The 14,730-nt window shown below is 74.1% G+C and carries 15 protein-coding genes; 5 read left to right on the forward strand and 10 right to left on the reverse strand.

The window, feature by feature from the left end; translation table 11 throughout:
• Positions 1–10: 10 nt before the first annotated feature.
• The 3 genes from nrdR to LTT61_RS09325 form a co-directional block, all read right to left on the reverse strand.
• Positions 11–472: a transcriptional regulator NrdR gene (gene nrdR / locus LTT61_RS09315; RefSeq protein WP_233019530.1), complete on the reverse strand. Its 462-nt coding sequence runs from the start codon at positions 470–472 to the stop codon at positions 11–13.
• A 212-nt stretch (positions 473–684) separates the two neighbouring features.
• Complete coding sequence (locus LTT61_RS09320) at positions 685–1,926, reverse strand: hypothetical protein (RefSeq protein ID WP_233019531.1); 1,242 nt, start codon at positions 1,924–1,926, stop codon at positions 685–687.
• Positions 1,927–2,025: 99 nt separating this feature from the next.
• Positions 2,026–2,448: a hypothetical protein gene (locus LTT61_RS09325; RefSeq protein ID WP_233019532.1), complete on the reverse strand. Its 423-nt coding sequence runs from the start codon at positions 2,446–2,448 to the stop codon at positions 2,026–2,028.
• A gap of 415 nt (positions 2,449–2,863) precedes the next feature.
• On the opposite strand from LTT61_RS09325, the gene lexA reads away from it, so the two are divergent.
• Genes lexA through LTT61_RS09345 form a run of 4 tightly spaced genes read left to right on the forward strand, consistent with a single transcriptional unit; the run spans position 2,864 to position 6,378 of the window.
• On the forward strand, positions 2,864–3,556 hold the full coding sequence (gene lexA, locus LTT61_RS09330; RefSeq protein WP_233020930.1) for a transcriptional repressor LexA: 693 nt from the start codon (positions 2,864–2,866) through the stop codon (positions 3,554–3,556).
• Between the two features lie 4 nt (positions 3,557–3,560).
• Positions 3,561–4,244 (forward strand): histone deacetylase, encoded by a 684-nt coding sequence (locus tag LTT61_RS09335; protein ID WP_233019533.1) that lies wholly within the window; start codon positions 3,561–3,563, stop codon positions 4,242–4,244.
• 9 nt (positions 4,245–4,253) lie between these two features.
• Positions 4,254–5,048 (forward strand): SDR family NAD(P)-dependent oxidoreductase, encoded by a 795-nt coding sequence (locus LTT61_RS09340; RefSeq protein ID WP_233019534.1) that lies wholly within the window; start codon positions 4,254–4,256, stop codon positions 5,046–5,048.
• A 4-nt stretch (positions 5,049–5,052) separates the two neighbouring features.
• Positions 5,053–6,378 (forward strand): APC family permease, encoded by a 1,326-nt coding sequence (locus LTT61_RS09345; protein ID WP_233019535.1) that lies wholly within the window; start codon positions 5,053–5,055, stop codon positions 6,376–6,378.
• Here LTT61_RS09345 and LTT61_RS09350 read toward each other — a convergent pair.
• From LTT61_RS09350 to LTT61_RS09370, 5 genes are all read right to left on the reverse strand, one after another.
• Complete coding sequence (locus tag LTT61_RS09350; RefSeq protein ID WP_233019536.1) at positions 6,357–7,679, reverse strand: hypothetical protein; 1,323 nt, start codon at positions 7,677–7,679, stop codon at positions 6,357–6,359. The two genes, LTT61_RS09345 and LTT61_RS09350, sit on opposite strands and share 22 nt — an antisense overlap.
• Complete coding sequence (locus LTT61_RS09355) at positions 7,676–8,089, reverse strand: hypothetical protein (RefSeq protein ID WP_233019537.1); 414 nt, start codon at positions 8,087–8,089, stop codon at positions 7,676–7,678. Before LTT61_RS09355 ends, LTT61_RS09350 begins: the two co-directional genes overlap by 4 nt.
• Positions 8,086–8,253, reverse strand: coding sequence for a hypothetical protein (locus tag LTT61_RS09360; RefSeq protein ID WP_233019538.1), 168 nt, complete (start codon positions 8,251–8,253; stop codon positions 8,086–8,088). The genes LTT61_RS09355 and LTT61_RS09360 overlap by 4 nt, the downstream gene beginning before the upstream one ends.
• The gene (locus LTT61_RS09365; RefSeq protein WP_233019539.1) at positions 8,250–10,025 is read right to left on the reverse strand and encodes a hypothetical protein; all 1,776 of its coding nucleotides are present in this window, start codon (positions 10,023–10,025) and stop codon (positions 8,250–8,252) included. The genes LTT61_RS09360 and LTT61_RS09365 overlap by 4 nt, the downstream gene beginning before the upstream one ends.
• Positions 10,026–10,264: 239 nt before the next feature.
• Positions 10,265–11,494 (reverse strand): MFS transporter, encoded by a 1,230-nt coding sequence (locus LTT61_RS09370; protein WP_233019540.1) that lies wholly within the window; start codon positions 11,492–11,494, stop codon positions 10,265–10,267.
• An 82-nt stretch (positions 11,495–11,576) separates the two neighbouring features.
• Between LTT61_RS09370 and LTT61_RS09375 the strand changes: the two genes are divergently transcribed.
• Entirely contained in the window at positions 11,577–12,440 is an 864-nt protein-coding gene (locus LTT61_RS09375; protein ID WP_233019541.1) for a LysR family transcriptional regulator, read from the forward strand.
• 34 nt (positions 12,441–12,474) lie between these two features.
• Here LTT61_RS09375 and LTT61_RS09380 read toward each other — a convergent pair whose 3' ends face one another.
• Together LTT61_RS09380 and LTT61_RS09385 are read right to left on the reverse strand one after the other, a co-directional pair.
• Positions 12,475–13,863: an MFS transporter gene (locus tag LTT61_RS09380; RefSeq protein ID WP_233019542.1), complete on the reverse strand. Its 1,389-nt coding sequence runs from the start codon at positions 13,861–13,863 to the stop codon at positions 12,475–12,477.
• Between the two features lie 8 nt (positions 13,864–13,871).
• The gene (locus LTT61_RS09385) at positions 13,872–14,690 is read right to left on the reverse strand and encodes an acyl-CoA thioesterase (protein ID WP_233019543.1); all 819 of its coding nucleotides are present in this window, start codon (positions 14,688–14,690) and stop codon (positions 13,872–13,874) included.
• Between the last annotated feature and the right edge of the window lie 40 nt (positions 14,691–14,730).

The following is a 14,730-nucleotide window of genomic DNA, read 5'->3' on the forward strand; positions in this document are numbered from 1 at the left end:
TCCGAAACGCTCAGTCGGCGGCGACGGCGCGGGCCTCGCGCATCTGGGTGATCTCGCGTTCGAAATCCGCTGCGGAGGTGAAGGAGCGGTAGACGGAGGCGAAGCGGAGGTAGGCGACCTCGTCGAGGTCGCGCAGCGGGCCGAGGATGGCGAGGCCGACCTCGTGGCTCGGCACCTCGGGAGATCCCTTGGCGCGCACCGCGTCCTCGACCTTCTGGGCGAGCAGGTTCAGGGCGTCGTCGTCGACTTCGCGGCCCTGGCAGGCGCGGCGGACGCCGCGGATGACCTTCTCGCGGCTGAACGGCTCGGTGACGCCGCTGCGCTTGACCACCGAGAGGATGGCGGTCTCGACCGTCGTGAAGCGCCTGCCGCACTGCGGGCAGGAGCGGCGGCGGCGGATGGCCGTGCCTTCCTCCGCCTCACGGGAATCGACGACCCGGGAGTCGGGGTGCCTGCAGTACGGGCAATGCATCCGGGAGTCCTTCGTCCGAGCGGGTGCTCGCGGCCGGGCCGCGCGGGGAGCGCGCTGTCGCGACCCGGCGAGCACATGTGCCGGGCGCGTCCGCCGCGACACGGGGTGAACCGGCGCCACCCGGCGCGTTCACCGCTATCACAGGAAGGATACCCGGCCGGAGGCGGTGGCGGGTCGGCTCCACCCCTGCTCGGCGCCGGATACCGCACCGCTCATCCCCCGATCCGCCACTGGCCGGACAGGTCGGCGAGCAGTTCGGGCAGCCGGGCGACCAGCCTGCCGCGGGACAGCTTGGCCGGGAACGGCTCGGCCAGCACCCCGGCGGCGAGCACCGGGTCCCGCTTCAGGTCGATGTGCCTGAGCACCAGGTCCTCGGTGATGTAGCGCCAGCGATCGGCCCGATCGGCCCAGTTGAAGCCGGGCAGCGGGGTGCGCAGCACCAGGTCGCCGGCGCGCACGGTGGCGGGGGCGAAGGTGCCCGGCGCCCGCACGCCGGGGACCGCGGGCTTGGCCGCGATGGTGCTGACGTAGGTGAGTACCCGGCCGATGCCGTCCCTGGCCGCGGCGGTGGCGTCCCACTGCTCCGGGACGATGACGTTCTGTTCGCGGTCGGTCATCCGGTACAGCGCGTCGATCTGGCCCGCGGTGCCGCCCGCGGCGATCGCGGCCCAGGCGGCGCGCAGGTTGCCGTCGATCGCCCCCGCCGCGGCCAGCTCGTCGATGCCGGCCAGGCCGCGCGCCAGGTATGCCTCGTGCTGCGGTACCAGGTCGATGAAGATGTGTTTCTGCATGGCCATCAGCCGGGTCTGGTACCAGGTGATGTCGGCGGCGGTGAGCCGCGGCCCGACGCCGGCGAGCAGCGTGATGTCCTCCGGGGTGCGCTCGACCAGCTCCGGCGGGGTGCGCCGCAGCAGGTCGGCGACCGCGCTGCCGAGCGCGTGCAGGCCGGGCAGGTCGATGACCCGGCCCGCGTCGTCCATGTCGAAGAAGCCGGAGGCGAAGGAGCCGCCGGCGAGCCCGGCCAGCCCGGCCCACCAGAACTCCGGGTGCGCGCTCGCCAGCCGCAGGTAGTTCACGTAGACGAGGGTGAAGGTGTGCGCGTTGACCGCGGGGCCGCGCTGCGGATCCCAGCCCGCGAGGTCGATGCGCGCGTTGCCCGCGGCGACCACGAGCCAGTACTGCCGCAGCAGCGCGGTGTAGCGCCGGGCGGGCACCCCGGCCGCGCGGGCCTGGTCGAGCGCGGCGCCGAGCACCGCCGCGTCGGACGGCAGCCCCGGGTGGACGCCGCCCGCGCGCTCGCCGTCCGCGTCGACCACGGGCAGGTCGAGGTAGCCGGCGTACAGCGGGGCGGCCCGGACCGGGGCGAGCGTGCCGGGCAGCACGAGCAGACAGGCGAGCAGGACGGCACGGCAGAGGATTCCGAGCGCGGGAAACTCGGTGCGGGAGCGCGTCATTGCGGATCCGCCTCTCGGTCGCGGCGCAGCTGCGCGGGCGTGTGTGCCGCGACGATAGCAACCGGTTCCCGTTCGCGAGCAAGGTTCCGGCGAATCGCGCTACGTGAGCGGCACACTCCCCATCGGCACCGCGACCACCGCTGCGGCGCCGGACATCCCGGGCTCGGCGGCGGGTGCGGAGCGCCACTGCGCGAGCAGCAACATCGCGACCACGATCAGCGCGGTGACGAGCGCCGTGACGGCCAGCGTGGCCAGCCCGGCCCTCGCCTGTTCGACCCGGCGCAGCGGATGCGCGCCGCGCGGCCTGCGCGGCGGCGGCCGGTGATCGGCGAGCGCGCCGCGGCGGGGCCGCCCGTCCGCGGGGCGGCGCTCGTCGATCCGGCGCGGCCGCCTGCGGACGGGGGCGCCGCGGCGCACGACCACGCCGCGGCGCGCCGCGGGCGCCTGGCATCCCCCGGCGCGGCCCGGCCCGGGCTGCCCGGAATCGTCCGTGCTCCTGTCGAATTCGAGCGCTGTGCTCATCGGACATTCCTCCGTGTACCGGCACCCGCCGGTCGAGTTGCTGACTGTGGCTCGTCAGGGCCGTCGGGGGGACGGCGATGTTGCGCTGCTGCAACTGCCGGAACCGGCTCCGGCGTGCGGTTTCCCCGCCGCCGAGCGAACCGGTTCGCTCACATGTTCGAAAGAACGTATGTTCGATTTCTACCACGCGGGGCGGGTGCGCGCCAGCCGCGACACGGACTCGCGTCGAACAGGTGTTTGATACTCGGCCCGCGGCAGTCTAGGTTTGGAGCAACACCCGGGCGCGAGGCCCGGAGACGGACGCCCCGGGCGGCATCCGGGCGAGGCGCGGACAGGAAGGCGGGTTGCGGTGGGCCACAGGGACGACGCGGGCGACGAGGGCGGTCCCGGTACCCGGACTCGCGGTACCGACACGATCGGTGCCGAGAGCAACGGGGTGGGGGCGGATCTCACCGCGCGTCAGCGCCGGGTGCTCGACGTCATCCGGTCGTCGGTGAGCGAGCGCGGGTATCCGCCCAGCATCCGGGAGATCGGCGACGCGGTGGGGCTCACCTCCACCTCGTCGGTGGCGCACCAGCTGCGCGCCCTCGAGCGCAAGGGCTACCTCCGGCGCGACCCGAACCGTCCGCGCGCGGTCGACGTGCGCGGGCTGGACGAGGCCGTGCGCGCGGTGACGAGCCTGCCCGCGAACGGCGCGGTCGACACCGACGAGGTACCGGAGAGCGCCACCCCGACCCCGGCCTTCGTCCCGGTGCTCGGCCGGATCGCCGCGGGCGGCCCGATCCTGGCCGAGCAGGCGGTGGAGGACGTCTTCCCGCTGCCGAAGGAGCTGGTCGGCGAGGGCTCGCTGTTCCTGCTCAGGGTAGTCGGCCAGTCCATGGTCGACGCCGCGATCTGCGACGGCGACTGGGTCGTGGTGCGGCAGCAGAACGTCGCCGACAACGGCGATATCGTGGCCGCCATGCTGGACGGCGAGGCCACCGTGAAGACGTTCAAGCGCACCGGCACCGACGTCTGGCTGATGCCGCACAACGCGCACTTCGAGCCGATCGCGGGCAACGACGCGCAGATCCTCGGCAAGGTGGTCACCGTCATCCGCAAGATCTGACCCCGTGCCGGGGCCGGCCGAGTTCCCGGCGCCGCCGCGCGACGCGGCGGCGCCGGAACGGCTCTGGTACGCGGCCTACGGCTCGAACATGCACGCCGACCGGATCCGCTGCTACCTCGCGGGCGGGGTTCCCGCCGGCTCCACGCACCGCTATCCGGGCTGCCGGGATCCGCGCGACCCCGAGCGATCGGAACCGGTGTGGCTGCCCGGCACGCTGTACTTCGCCACCGAATCGCTGGTCTGGACCGGGGGCCGGGCCTTCTACGACCCGGACGGCGACGGCACCGTCGCCGCCAGGGCGTACCTGGTGACCGCCGGGCAGTTCGCCGATCTGGTGGCGCAGGAGATGTACCGCCCGCCCGGCACCGAACTCGACCTGGCCGAGGTACTCGTCGCGGGCCGGTCCGCCATCGGCCCCGGGCGCTACGAGACCCTGGTCCGGGCGGGCGCCATGGCGGGCATTCCGGTGCTCACCTGCACCGCGCCCGCCGACTACCGGGCGCTGCCCGGGAACCCGCCATCGGCGAGCTACCTCCGGCACCTCGGCGCCGGGCTGGCCGAGGCGCACGGCTGGCCGCCGCGGCGGGCCGCCCGCTACCTCGCGGCCGCGCCGGGCGCGCACGGACACTGGACCGAGCGGGCGGTGGAGGCGGTACTGCGCGGGCATGATCCCGGGCCGCTCGGGTAGTGCGGCCGCATGAACAGCACACGGCCCCTTGCCCTGGTAACCGGAGCCTCGCGCGGAATCGGACTGGAGATCGCGCGTCAGCTCGCTGATCGCGGATACGACCTGGTGCTCGCCGCCGAGGACGCCGCCATCGAGGACGCCGTCGCCGAACTCCGGCGCGACGACCGCGACGTGCGCGCCGTCCAGGTCGACCTGCGCACCGCCGACGGCGTACAGCGGCTGTACTCCGCCGCCACCGAGGACGAACGCCCGCTCGACGTCGTCGCGTTGAACGCGGGCATCGGGCTCGGCGGCGATTTCGTCGGCACCGACCTGGATGTCGAGTTCGACATCATCGCGCTGAACGTGCGCTCCACCGTGCACCTCGCCAAATTGGTCCTCGGCGACATGGTGCGCCGGGACAGCGGCAGGCTGCTCTTCACCTCGTCGGTGGCGTCGATGATGCCCGGCGCGAGGCAGGCGGTGTACAACGCCTCCAAATCGTTCGTGCAGTCCTTCGCGGAGGCGCTGCGCAGCGAGGTGCACGACACCGGGGTCAGCGTGACCTCGCTGATGCCCGGCCCCACCGACACCGATTTCTTCCGGCGCGCCGGCCTGCTCGGCACCGTGATCGGCCGCGGCCCCAAGGAGGATCCGGCGCTGGTCGCCAGGCAGGGGGTGGACGCGCTGCTGCGCGACGACCAGAAGGTGATCGGCGGGTCGTTCGGCACGAAGGCCATGGCCACGCTGGAGCACGTGCTCCCGGATGCCGTGAAGGCGACCGCGAACCGGGTGATGTCGGCCGCGCTGCCGAGCAGGCCGTGACGCCGTGCCCGCGCTGAACCGCGTCGTCGGGACGCGCCTGCTCTACTTCTTCATTCTCGGCGACGTGCTCGGCGCCGGGGTGTACGTGCTGATCGGCGAGATCGCGGGCCGCTCCGGCGGCGCGGTCTGGCTGCCGCTGCTGGTCGCGCTCGGGCTGGCCTGCCTGACCGCGGGCTCCTACGCCGAACTCGCCACCAAGTACCCGCGCGCGGGCGGCTCCGCGCACTACACCACGCTCGCCTTCGGCCCGGCCGCCGGCTCGCTGGTCGGGTTCTGCATGCTCGCCGCCGGGGTGGTCTCGGTCGCGGCGCTGGCCCGCGGCTTCGCCTCCGACTACCTCGCCGAACTGGTCACGCTGCCCACCCTCGCGGTGGTCGTGGTCTTCCTGCTGGTGCTGGCGGCGCTGAACATCCGCGGCGTGCGGGAGTCGCTCGGCGCCAACGTGGTCGCGACCCTGGTCGAGCTGGGCGGGCTGCTGCTGGTGATCGGGCTCGGTGCCTGGATCCTGCTGCGCGGCGACGCCGACCCGGGCAGGCTCACCGCCCTCGGCACCGCCGAACACGGTGCCGCCGGGGCGATCCTGGCCGGAGCGGTGCTGGCCTACTACTCCTTCGTCGGCTTCGAGACCTCGGTGAACCTGGCCGAGGAGGTCGCCGATCCGCGCCGCAGCTATCCGCGGGCGCTCTTCGGCGCGCTGCTCACCGCGGGCGCGGTCTACGCGCTGCTCGGGCTGCTCACCTCGGCGGCGGTGCCGACCGATGTGCTGGCCGGGTCGTCGGGGCCGCTGCTGGAGGTGGTGCGGATCGCGGGCGGCGTGCCGGAGCGGCTGTTCGCGGTGATCGCGCTGGTCGCGGTGGCGAACGGCGCGCTGCTCACCGGGATCATGGGGTCCCGGCTCGCCTACGGGATGGCGCGGGACGGGCTGCTGCCCGCCCCGCTCGCCCGGGTGCTCCCGCGGCGCCGGACCCCGTGGGTGGCCGTCCTGGTCACCACCGCGGCGTCGCTGGCGCTCGCGCTCACCGGCGAGATCGACGCGCTCGCCGAGACCCTGGTGCTGCTCCTGCTCGTGGTCTTCACCGGGGTGAACGCCGCGGCCGTCGCGCTGCGCCGGGACGCGGGCACCGGCGACCACTTCCGGGTGCCGATCGCGGTGCCGGTCCTCGGCATCGCCTCCTGCCTGCTGCTCGCCACGCAGGTGGCGGCGGAGGTCTGGCTGCGCGGGCTGGTCCTGATCGGCATCGGGGTGCTGCTCGCCGCGGTCAACGAGGTGCGGCGGCGGCGCGGCGGCGAACTGGCCGACACCGCCGATCAGGCGTCGAAGAGCAGGTAGAGCCCGGCGAAGGTGAAGCCGACCATGACCAGCACGAGCGCAAGCTGACCGGTGGCCCGGTGTGCCTTCGGCAGCACCCGCAGGCTGCGGTCGTGCGCGGCGGCGACGCCGAGCACGTGCCCGGTGACCACGGCGAGCACCTTGATCGTGCCGAGCACCGCCGGGTGGTTCGAGAGCAGGTAGGCGACGTCGCGGTCGGCGAGCCCGAGCAGGTTCCAGCCCCGGTCGAAGGGGTCGGCGAAGAGGATCGCGGTGGCCTGGCCCTTCTCGACCAGGAAGGTCAGGTAGTGCGCCACGATGTAGCCGGCCACGATCGGGGTCAGGCTGTGCGCGAGCGTGCCGGGCAGCAGGCGGCGCTCCGCCCTGCTGACGCCGCCGGTCGCGCGAGCGGCGCCCCAGAAGAGCACCGCCACGATCAGCACGAACCCGAGCAGCGCCGCGGTCTTCAGCAGGGTCGGCTGGCCGGAGTCGACGAGCTGCCGCCGCCAGACCGGGAACTGGGCGAAACTGTCGAAGGCGGTGGAGCCGAGCAGCACCGCCGCGACCGCCACCGAGCCGGGGAGCACCGGGGTGCCCGCGAGATTCGCGAGCGGCGCGCGCAGCACGAGCTCGCCGGTGCCAGCGCGCCTGCCGAGGGGGCTGAGCCTGCCGATCAGCGTGCTGTACACCTCGAGCGGGTCGGCGTGCTCGGCCCACGCGGTGCCGAAGACGACCAGCCCGGCCAGCGTGAGCAGCAGGTAGAGCCCGAGCCAGGTCGCCACCGCCCCGACCGCGCCCGGGTCCGGCGCGGCCAGCTCCAGCCAGACGAGGGCGAAGAGCCCGAGCACCGCGGGCCGGATCCCGAGCCGCTCCGGGTACGCCAGGAAGCCGCGCTCCGGCGGCCGCCGCAGCAGCGCGCAGAGCGCCCGGTGCAGCGCCCGCGCCGGGGAGAGCACCTTCCACACCGGCCCGGCCAGCAGCGAGAGCACCGCGACCCCGACCCACAGGTACACGTAGAGCACGCCGGGCACGGGGTTGCGCGCGGGATCACCCGAGCCGCCCAGCGCGACCGCAGCGACGAACGCCGTCGCCGCCACGCTCAGCGCCGCGAGCACCGCGCGCGTCCAGCGGGAATCGGCGGTCGCGCGCAGCGCCGCCGGCAGCGGGCGGCCGGGCGAGTCCGGGTCGAGCCGCGGCTCGCGCCAGGCGAAGAGCAGCAGCGCGAAGGAGAAGGTGAGGGCCCAGGCGGCGCCGATCAGGGCATAGCCGAGCGGGATCGGCAGATCGGTCGCCCCGCCGAGGCCGTGGGCGAGCAGCGTCATCGGACCAGGATCGTCGCCACCGTGCGGCCGGCGTCGTGCAGCTCGATCTCCACCCGGCCGGGCACGCCGACGGTGAAGGAGAAGCGCTGCCCGGCGACGGGTTCCACCTCGAAGGTGTGCTCGGGGTCGGCGTGCACGTGCAGCTCGTCCCCGGTGTCGCTGTCCACCACCAGCTCGATGGGCTGGCCGACGGCGGCCTCGACCCTGGTGTCGTCGGGAGTCACGGCGCCTCCCGCGAGCCGCACCGGGATGACCACCGCCTGCGGCTGGGCGACGACCGACGACGTAGGCGCCGAGCTCTGTTGGGCGGCACCGTGATCGGCGTGCCCGCCCTCGTCGGCGCTCGCGCAACCCGCGGTCAGCAGCCCGGCCAGCAGCACGAGGACGCAGCCCCGGCGCACGTTCCTCACGTGTCCTCCTCGGTCGGTTCGGTGTCGTCGTCGCCGGCCCTGCGGTCGCGGACCGCGATGAACACCACGACGCCGACGAGCGCGAAGGCGGGCAGGAAGGCCGGGATGGCCAGCAGGATCGAGTGATCCGCGAGCACGTCCACGCCGTCGTACCCGGCGGTCATGCCGATGCCACCGGCTCCGCGGCCTCGCTGTGGGTGGTGTGCGGGTAGCGGTCGTTGATCCGCCCCGCGCCCCAGGAGAGCGCCGCGACCAGGATCAGACTGCACGCCAGCACCACCAGCGAGGCCGCGCCGAACAGCCAGGACGGGTAGTCGAAGCTGCGCTCCCGCTGCAACACCGTGATCTCCGGCACGAACGGCCTGGTGAAGGTGTTCAGTGCCGGCACCTCCTGGGCGTTGATGCCGGGGTCGGCGGGCATGAACACCGGCAGCGCGGTGTGGACGCGGCCGTCCTGCACCCGCAGCACCGTCTTCCAGCTGCCGGAGACCGGCACCGCCGCGGTGGAGACGTAGTGCCCGGCCTCGACCCGCTCCAGCCGGTCCACGACGAGGCCGCGGCCGGGGCTCTCGCTGCCGACGCCGCCCTGCCAGCCGAGGATCTCGATCCACTCGGGATCGTCGCCGACCAGGTCGACGGGGTTCAGCCGGACGTCGGCGAAGACCATGCGCTCGCCGTTGCGCGGCGGCGCCTCGCTGAGTGTGACGGTCGCGGTGGCGTTCTCCGGCACGGTGTGCGCGAGGCCGTTGGCCACGGCGGCGCCGACGATCAGCACGGCCGCCACCACCAGGGTGCGGCGCACCGCCGGTTTCGGCAGCGGCTCGCCGCGCAGCACGGTGCCGAGCATGCCGCCGATGACGCCGCCCGCGATACCGACCGGCACCGACATGGCCAGCAGCTCGGGCCAGATCGACGCGGGCCACGGATTCACGAACATGGCGTCGACCCACAGCGATTCGAGCCACAGCCCGACGGTGGCGGCGGCGAGGCCGCAGAGCGCGCCCCACAGCACCGGCCTGCGGACCAGCGGCAGCAGCGCCAGCGCCTCGACCACCAGCGCGATCCCCAGGTACAGCGGGAAGACGTTGCGCGGGGCGTCGATGATCGGCCCGCCGACCAGCAGCGCGACGACGGTGCGCACCACCACCGCGAAGCCGACCACGACGAGCGTGCTGAACCGGCCGAGGACCAGCCGCGCCGCGACCAGGCTGACGGTGGCGGCGGCGACGATCAGCATGGGCTGGAACACCATCCGGAACTGCTGCACCCCGAAGTCGAACTCCACCTGGAAGACCGAGAGCCCGATCAGCAGCCCGCCGAAGGCGAAGGAGCGGAGCAGCCACATCCGCCTGCTGTCCGCCTCGTCCGGGCGCGGGCGGTTGTTCCTGCCCTCGAACTCCAGCAGTAGCACTCCGATCAGGGAGAACCCGGCGCCGCCGATCAGCATCAGGTGGGTGGGGCCCCAGAGCGTCACATCCTGGCCGAAAATGCGATGCCAGACGTCGTCGAGCGGGAAGCCGATGAGCGCGTAGAGCCCCGCGCCCGCCAGCAGGATGCCGCCGACCGGCGCGTACCAGGTGCGGGTGATCCGCACCGCGGCCGGGCCCGGCTTCTCGTCCAGCGGCAGCACGATCGCGGCCATGCCCGCCATGAACAGGAAGAACAGCCCGACCAGGATGAAGTAGTGCGCGGGGTTGGCCAGCGGCCCGGCGTCCCTGCCCTTGCCGACGTGCAGGCTGACGTCCCAGATGAAGCCGAGCAGCGCGGTCAGGATGGTGGCGAGGAAGAGCGCCAGCGGCAGCGCCACCCAGCCGGGCTGGTTGAAGTAGGTGCCGAGGCGGTCGGCCACGGCCCGCAGCCAGGTGATCCGGCGGTTTCGGTGCAGGTACCCGATCCACAGCAGGACCAGGGCGAGCACGCCCGCGGCGCCGGTCATGATCAGAACCTGATCGAGCGCCGCACCCCCACCTTCCCCTCCGGTCTGGGCGAACACTGATGAATCGGGCGCGGCGCTCGGCACGGCAGACCTCCAGTCGTTGAGACCTGTACTAAGTGTGACGAAAAGTAGCACGAACCGGACCACACAGGTATGGCCCGGACGTCCGAGGCATACCCACCGAAGTCCGGGCCATTCCCGCATTCCGTGTCGGTGGTCACACCGGCCCGGGCGACCCGTCAGCGCGCGGGCGCAGGCTCCGATGCGGCTACAGCGTGGCGGGCGAAGAGCCCGGTCCAGAACGCGATCCCGACGACGGTCGTGCCCGCGCCGAGCGCGCAGATCAACAGCCAGCCGCCCGCCTGGTAGGCGAAGCCGGCGACCACCGAGCCGACCACCCCGCCTGCGAAGTAGGTGACCATGTAGGCGGTGGTCAGCCGGCTGCGCACGGCCGGGTCGAGGGCGTAGACGGCGTTCTGGTTGGCCAGCTGGACGCCCTGGATGCCGAAGTCGAAGACCAGCAGCGCCACGATCAGCACCGACACCTGCTGCCCGCCCCAGGCCAGCAGCGCCCAACCGGCGAGTACGGTCAGCCAGACCCCGGTCGTCACCGCGCGCAGGTTCCCCCGGTCGGCCAGTTTCCCGACCAGCGGAGCGCCGAGCGCACCGGCCGCCCCGGCCAGCCCGAAGAGCCCGATCACGATCTCCGGGTAGTGGTACGGGCTGCCGTGCGCGCCGGAGAGCAGGAAGGCGAGCGCGGTCCAGACGGCGGAGAAGCAGGCCATGCTGAGGAAGCCGAGGATCATCCGGTGCCGGAGCACCGGGTGCCTGCGGATCAGAGTCAGGATCGAGGCCAGCACCGCGCCGTAGCGCTCACCGTCCGCCGCCCGCCCGCTCGCCGGGGCCAGCCGGTAGACCGCGATCGACGTGGCGAGCTGCAGCCCGGCGGCGACCAGCAGCACCGCGCGCCACCCCGCGACCTCTGCGACGGCGCCTGCCAGCACCCGGGAGAGCAGGATGCCGAGCAGCAGCCCGCTCATCACGGCGCCGACCACCTCGCCGCTCCGCTCCGGCTCGGCCAGCGCCGAGGCCCACGGCACCACGACCTGGGCCGCCGACGCCGTCACCCCGGTGGCGAAGACGCTCACCAGCAGCAGCGGGAAGACCGGGGTGAGCGCCGAGACCAGCAGCGCGAGCACCGAGGCTGCGAGCAGCGCGGGCACCATCCGCCTGCGCTCCAGGAAATCGCCGAGCGGCACCAGCAGGGCCAGGCCACACAGATATCCGACCTGAGCCGCGCTGACCAGCAGCGCGGCGGTGGCTGTCGAGACGGCCAGGTCGGCGGCGACCTCGTGCAGCAGTGGCTGCAGGTAGTAGAGACAGCCCGCGGAGGAGCCCGCGGCGATGGCGAACACGAGCACGACGGCTCGGGTGGCGCGAGTGGCGGGAGTGGCGGGCGCTGTGGTCATGGTCCGAGCATGCGCCGGAGCCGCGATCGACAAAAGCGATGGTTGTCGATGGTGCCATCGACAGCAGCGATACCATCGGGCGATGGAGCTGCGGCAGATCGAGTGCTTCCTGGCCTGCCGGGAGCACGGCTCGTTCACCGCGGCGGCGCGGTCGCTGAGCATGGTGCAGTCGGCGGTCTCGGCCAGCGTGGCGAAGCTGGAGCGCGAGCTCGGCGCGCGGCTCTTCGACCGCACCCCGCGCGCGCTGCTGCTCACCGAGGCGGGCGCGGCCGTGGTGGAGCCGGCGCTGGAGATGCTGCGGGCGCGGCGGGCCATCGGCGACGGGGTGGCGGCGGCGCGCGGCGAGGTGCGCGGGGAGGTGGTGCTCGGCAACCTGCTCAACATCCACCTGATCGACCTGGCGGGGGTGCTGGCCGGGCTGCACCGGCGGTACCCGGCGGTGACGGTGCGGATGCGGCAGAGCGCGGCGGGCGCCGCGGGCAATCTGGCCGGGCTGCGCGAGGGCAGTCTGGATCTGGCGCTGCTGGTCGGGGTCTCCGCCGAGCTGCCGGGGATCACCCGGTACCCGCTGGCCGAGGAGAGCGTGGTGCTCTGCACGGCCCCCGGTCACCCGCTGGCCGGGCGGCCGTTCCGCCCGGCGGAGCTGGACGGCGAGCGGTTCATCGACTTCCCGCCCGGCTGGGGCACCAGGACGGTGGCCGATGCGGTGCTGCCGCTGCGGCGCCCGGTGATCGAGGTGGCCGAGCAGGCGTTCGCGCTGGAGCTGGCGGCGAAGGGGTTCGGCGTGGTGCTGGTGCCACGGTCGGTGGCGGCGGTGGCGCCCGGCATCCGGTACGGCGAGCGGGCGGGCGCGCCGATCCCGTGGCACCTGACGGTCGGGCACGCCGCCGGGCGCACCCCGACCAATGCCGCGCGGACCGTGCTCACGGCCCTGCTCAACCGCTGACTCCACCGCCACGCCGCACCCCGGCGCAGCGAGCTCAGCCCTGCCGCGGCCGCCGCACGGCGAGCCCGAAGAGCCCGGCCAACGCCGCGAACACGGCGATCACGATCCAGGCCCGGTGGAAGACCTCGAGCGCCCGCTCCGGCCCCGCGGGGGTGCCGACCAGCGCGACCAGCACCGCGACGCCGACCGCGAGCCCGACCTGGCGCGCCATGCTGAGCACCGCCGAGCCGGTGGCGAAGCGCTCCGGCGGCAGCCCGCCGGTGCCGACCGCGAACGAGGTCGGCAGCACCAGCCCCACCCCGACACCGGTGACGAGCATCCCGCCGAGCAGCCCGCCCGCGTACTCCGGGTGCAGCGTGATGGCCTGCGACCACCAGAGCGTGCCCGCTCCGAAGACCACCCCGCCCGCCACGATCACCGGGCCGGGGCCGACCCGGGCGATCAGCCGCCCGGCCAGCAGCGCCACGATCGGGACCAGCAGCGGCCCCGGCGCGATGGCGAGCCCGGTGCGCAGCGCGGACCAGCCCCAGACGGTCTGCGCCCACAGCACCACCGAGAGCAGCATGCCGCCGAAGGCGATATTGAAGAACACGGCATTGCCGGTCATCAGCGCGAAGTTCGGGGCGCGCAGCAGCGCGGGCGCCACGATCGGGCTGTGGTGCCGCGCGGAGGAGACCGCGAAGCCGATTCCGCACAGCACCGCGAGCGCGAAGGCGCCGAGCACCCCCGGCGAACTCCACCCCCACTCCGGCCCCTGGACCAGGCCGAGCACCAGCCCGGCCACCGCCAGCGCGGCGAGCGCCGCGCCGCGCAGGTCGGGTAGGCCGCCGCCGTCGCCGGGCACGACCGGGAGCACGCGCAGCCCGGCCAGCAGCGCCGCCAGCCCGATCGGCACGTTCACCAGGAACACCAGGCGCCAGTCGGCCTGCACCAGGATGCCGCCGAGCACCGGGCCGAGCGCGGCGCCGAGCCCACCGAAGGCCACCCAGAGCCGCACCGCCATCGGGCGCCGCTCCGGCGGGCTCGCCGCGAGCACCAGCCCCAGCGAGGCCGGGGTGAGCACGGCGGCCCCGACGGCCTGCAGGATGCGGAAGCCGACCAGCGACTCCACGTTCCACGCGGTCGCGCAGAGCGCCGAGCCGAGCACGAAGAGGCCGAGCCCGAGCAGGAAGGTGGTGCGGATGCCGCTCCGGTCGCCCAGCCGCCCGGCGGGGACGAGCAGCGCGGCGAAGACGATGGCGTAGGCGTTGAGCACCCAGGAGAGCTCGGCGATCGGCACCCCGGCGAAGTCGGCGGCGATGTCGGAGAGCGCGACGTTGACGATGAACAGGTCGAGGCTGGAGAGCAGCACGCCCGCGTTCACCACGACGAGGACCTTGCGCAGGTCGGTGGCGGCGCGCGGCGCCGCGGTCACGGAGGTCACGGCGCGCCTCAGCCCAGCACGCGGCGGGTCTGCCTGGCGGTGGCGAGCAGCCGCCCGTCCGCGGCCCTGAGCTCGGTGTCGTCGACCGACCAGCCCCCGCTGGTGGAGGCGTTCACCGTCGTCACCAGAACCGGCTGTGCCGCAACCGGCTCCGCGTGCAGGTGCAGGGAGAAGGCGACGGTCGGCAGGGCGAGCGGGGCGCGCAACGCCGGGAACAGAGCGGGCGGCAGCGCGTCGGCGAGGATCGCCAGCACGGCGGCATCGATCGGGAACTCGGTGGCGCCACCGGGCTCCGGACGCAGCACGACCCAGGCGCGGAGCTCGCGCTCGGCCGAGCCGGTCAGCGGCAACACCTCGCTCGCCGGGCGGATCTCGAAATGCGCGCCCGCCGGGACGATCTCGGGCGGCAGCCGGAACTCCGCGCACTCCTCCGGCGCGGGCACCTCCGGGGCCGGTGTCCCCGCATAGGCGGCGACCTCGCTCGGGACCGTGCGCCCGAGCGTCACGGCGGCCGCAGCGACCACGACCCCGCCCTGCTCGGCCCGCACGTCCACCACGGCGGTGTTCCGCCCGACGGCGGTCGCCGCGGCGGCGAACTCCAGCACACCGGTGGCCGGACGGCCGAGGAAGCGCAGGTCGACCGCGCGCACCGGCAGCGGCTCGGCGGCGGCGCGCAGCGCGACCTCGACGAGCAGCGCCGCGACCACGCCGCCGTGCGGCCCGCTCCACCCCTGCCAGGTCTCGTCGACCCGCGCGGTGTGGCGGCCGTCCCCGGTCGCGGTCAGATCGAACACCCCGGCGAGGCCGGGGGTAGTGAGTTGCGTCATGCAACGCACTCTAGAACGCGTGAGTTCTTTCACGCAACCG

Origin of the sequence: Nocardia asteroides, from assembly GCF_021183625.1 — a bacterium.
GTDB classification, from domain to species: Bacteria; Actinomycetota; Actinomycetes; order Mycobacteriales; family Mycobacteriaceae; genus Nocardia; species Nocardia asteroides_A.

Excerpts from the sequence above, each read along its gene's own strand:
- nrdR (WP_233019530.1), bottom strand. The coding sequence starts at position 472 with ATGCATTGCCCGTACTGCAGGCACCCCGACTCCCGGGTCGTCGATTCC.
- LTT61_RS09320 (WP_233019531.1), bottom strand. The coding sequence starts at position 1,926 with ATGACGCGCTCCCGCACCGAGTTTCCCGCGCTCGGAATCCTCTGCCGT.
- LTT61_RS09325 (WP_233019532.1), bottom strand. The coding sequence starts at position 2,448 with ATGAGCACAGCGCTCGAATTCGACAGGAGCACGGACGATTCCGGGCAG.
- LTT61_RS09340 (WP_233019534.1), top strand. The coding sequence starts at position 4,254 with ATGAACAGCACACGGCCCCTTGCCCTGGTAACCGGAGCCTCGCGCGGA.
- LTT61_RS09350 (WP_233019536.1), bottom strand. The coding sequence starts at position 7,679 with ATGACGCTGCTCGCCCACGGCCTCGGCGGGGCGACCGATCTGCCGATC.
- LTT61_RS09360 (WP_233019538.1), bottom strand. The coding sequence starts at position 8,253 with ATGACCGCCGGGTACGACGGCGTGGACGTGCTCGCGGATCACTCGATC.
- LTT61_RS09365 (WP_233019539.1), bottom strand. The coding sequence starts at position 10,025 with ATGACCGGCGCCGCGGGCGTGCTCGCCCTGGTCCTGCTGTGGATCGGG.
- LTT61_RS09370 (WP_233019540.1), bottom strand. The coding sequence starts at position 11,494 with ATGACCACAGCGCCCGCCACTCCCGCCACTCGCGCCACCCGAGCCGTC.
- LTT61_RS09375 (WP_233019541.1), top strand. The coding sequence starts at position 11,577 with ATGGAGCTGCGGCAGATCGAGTGCTTCCTGGCCTGCCGGGAGCACGGC.
- LTT61_RS09385 (WP_233019543.1), bottom strand. The coding sequence starts at position 14,690 with ATGACGCAACTCACTACCCCCGGCCTCGCCGGGGTGTTCGATCTGACC.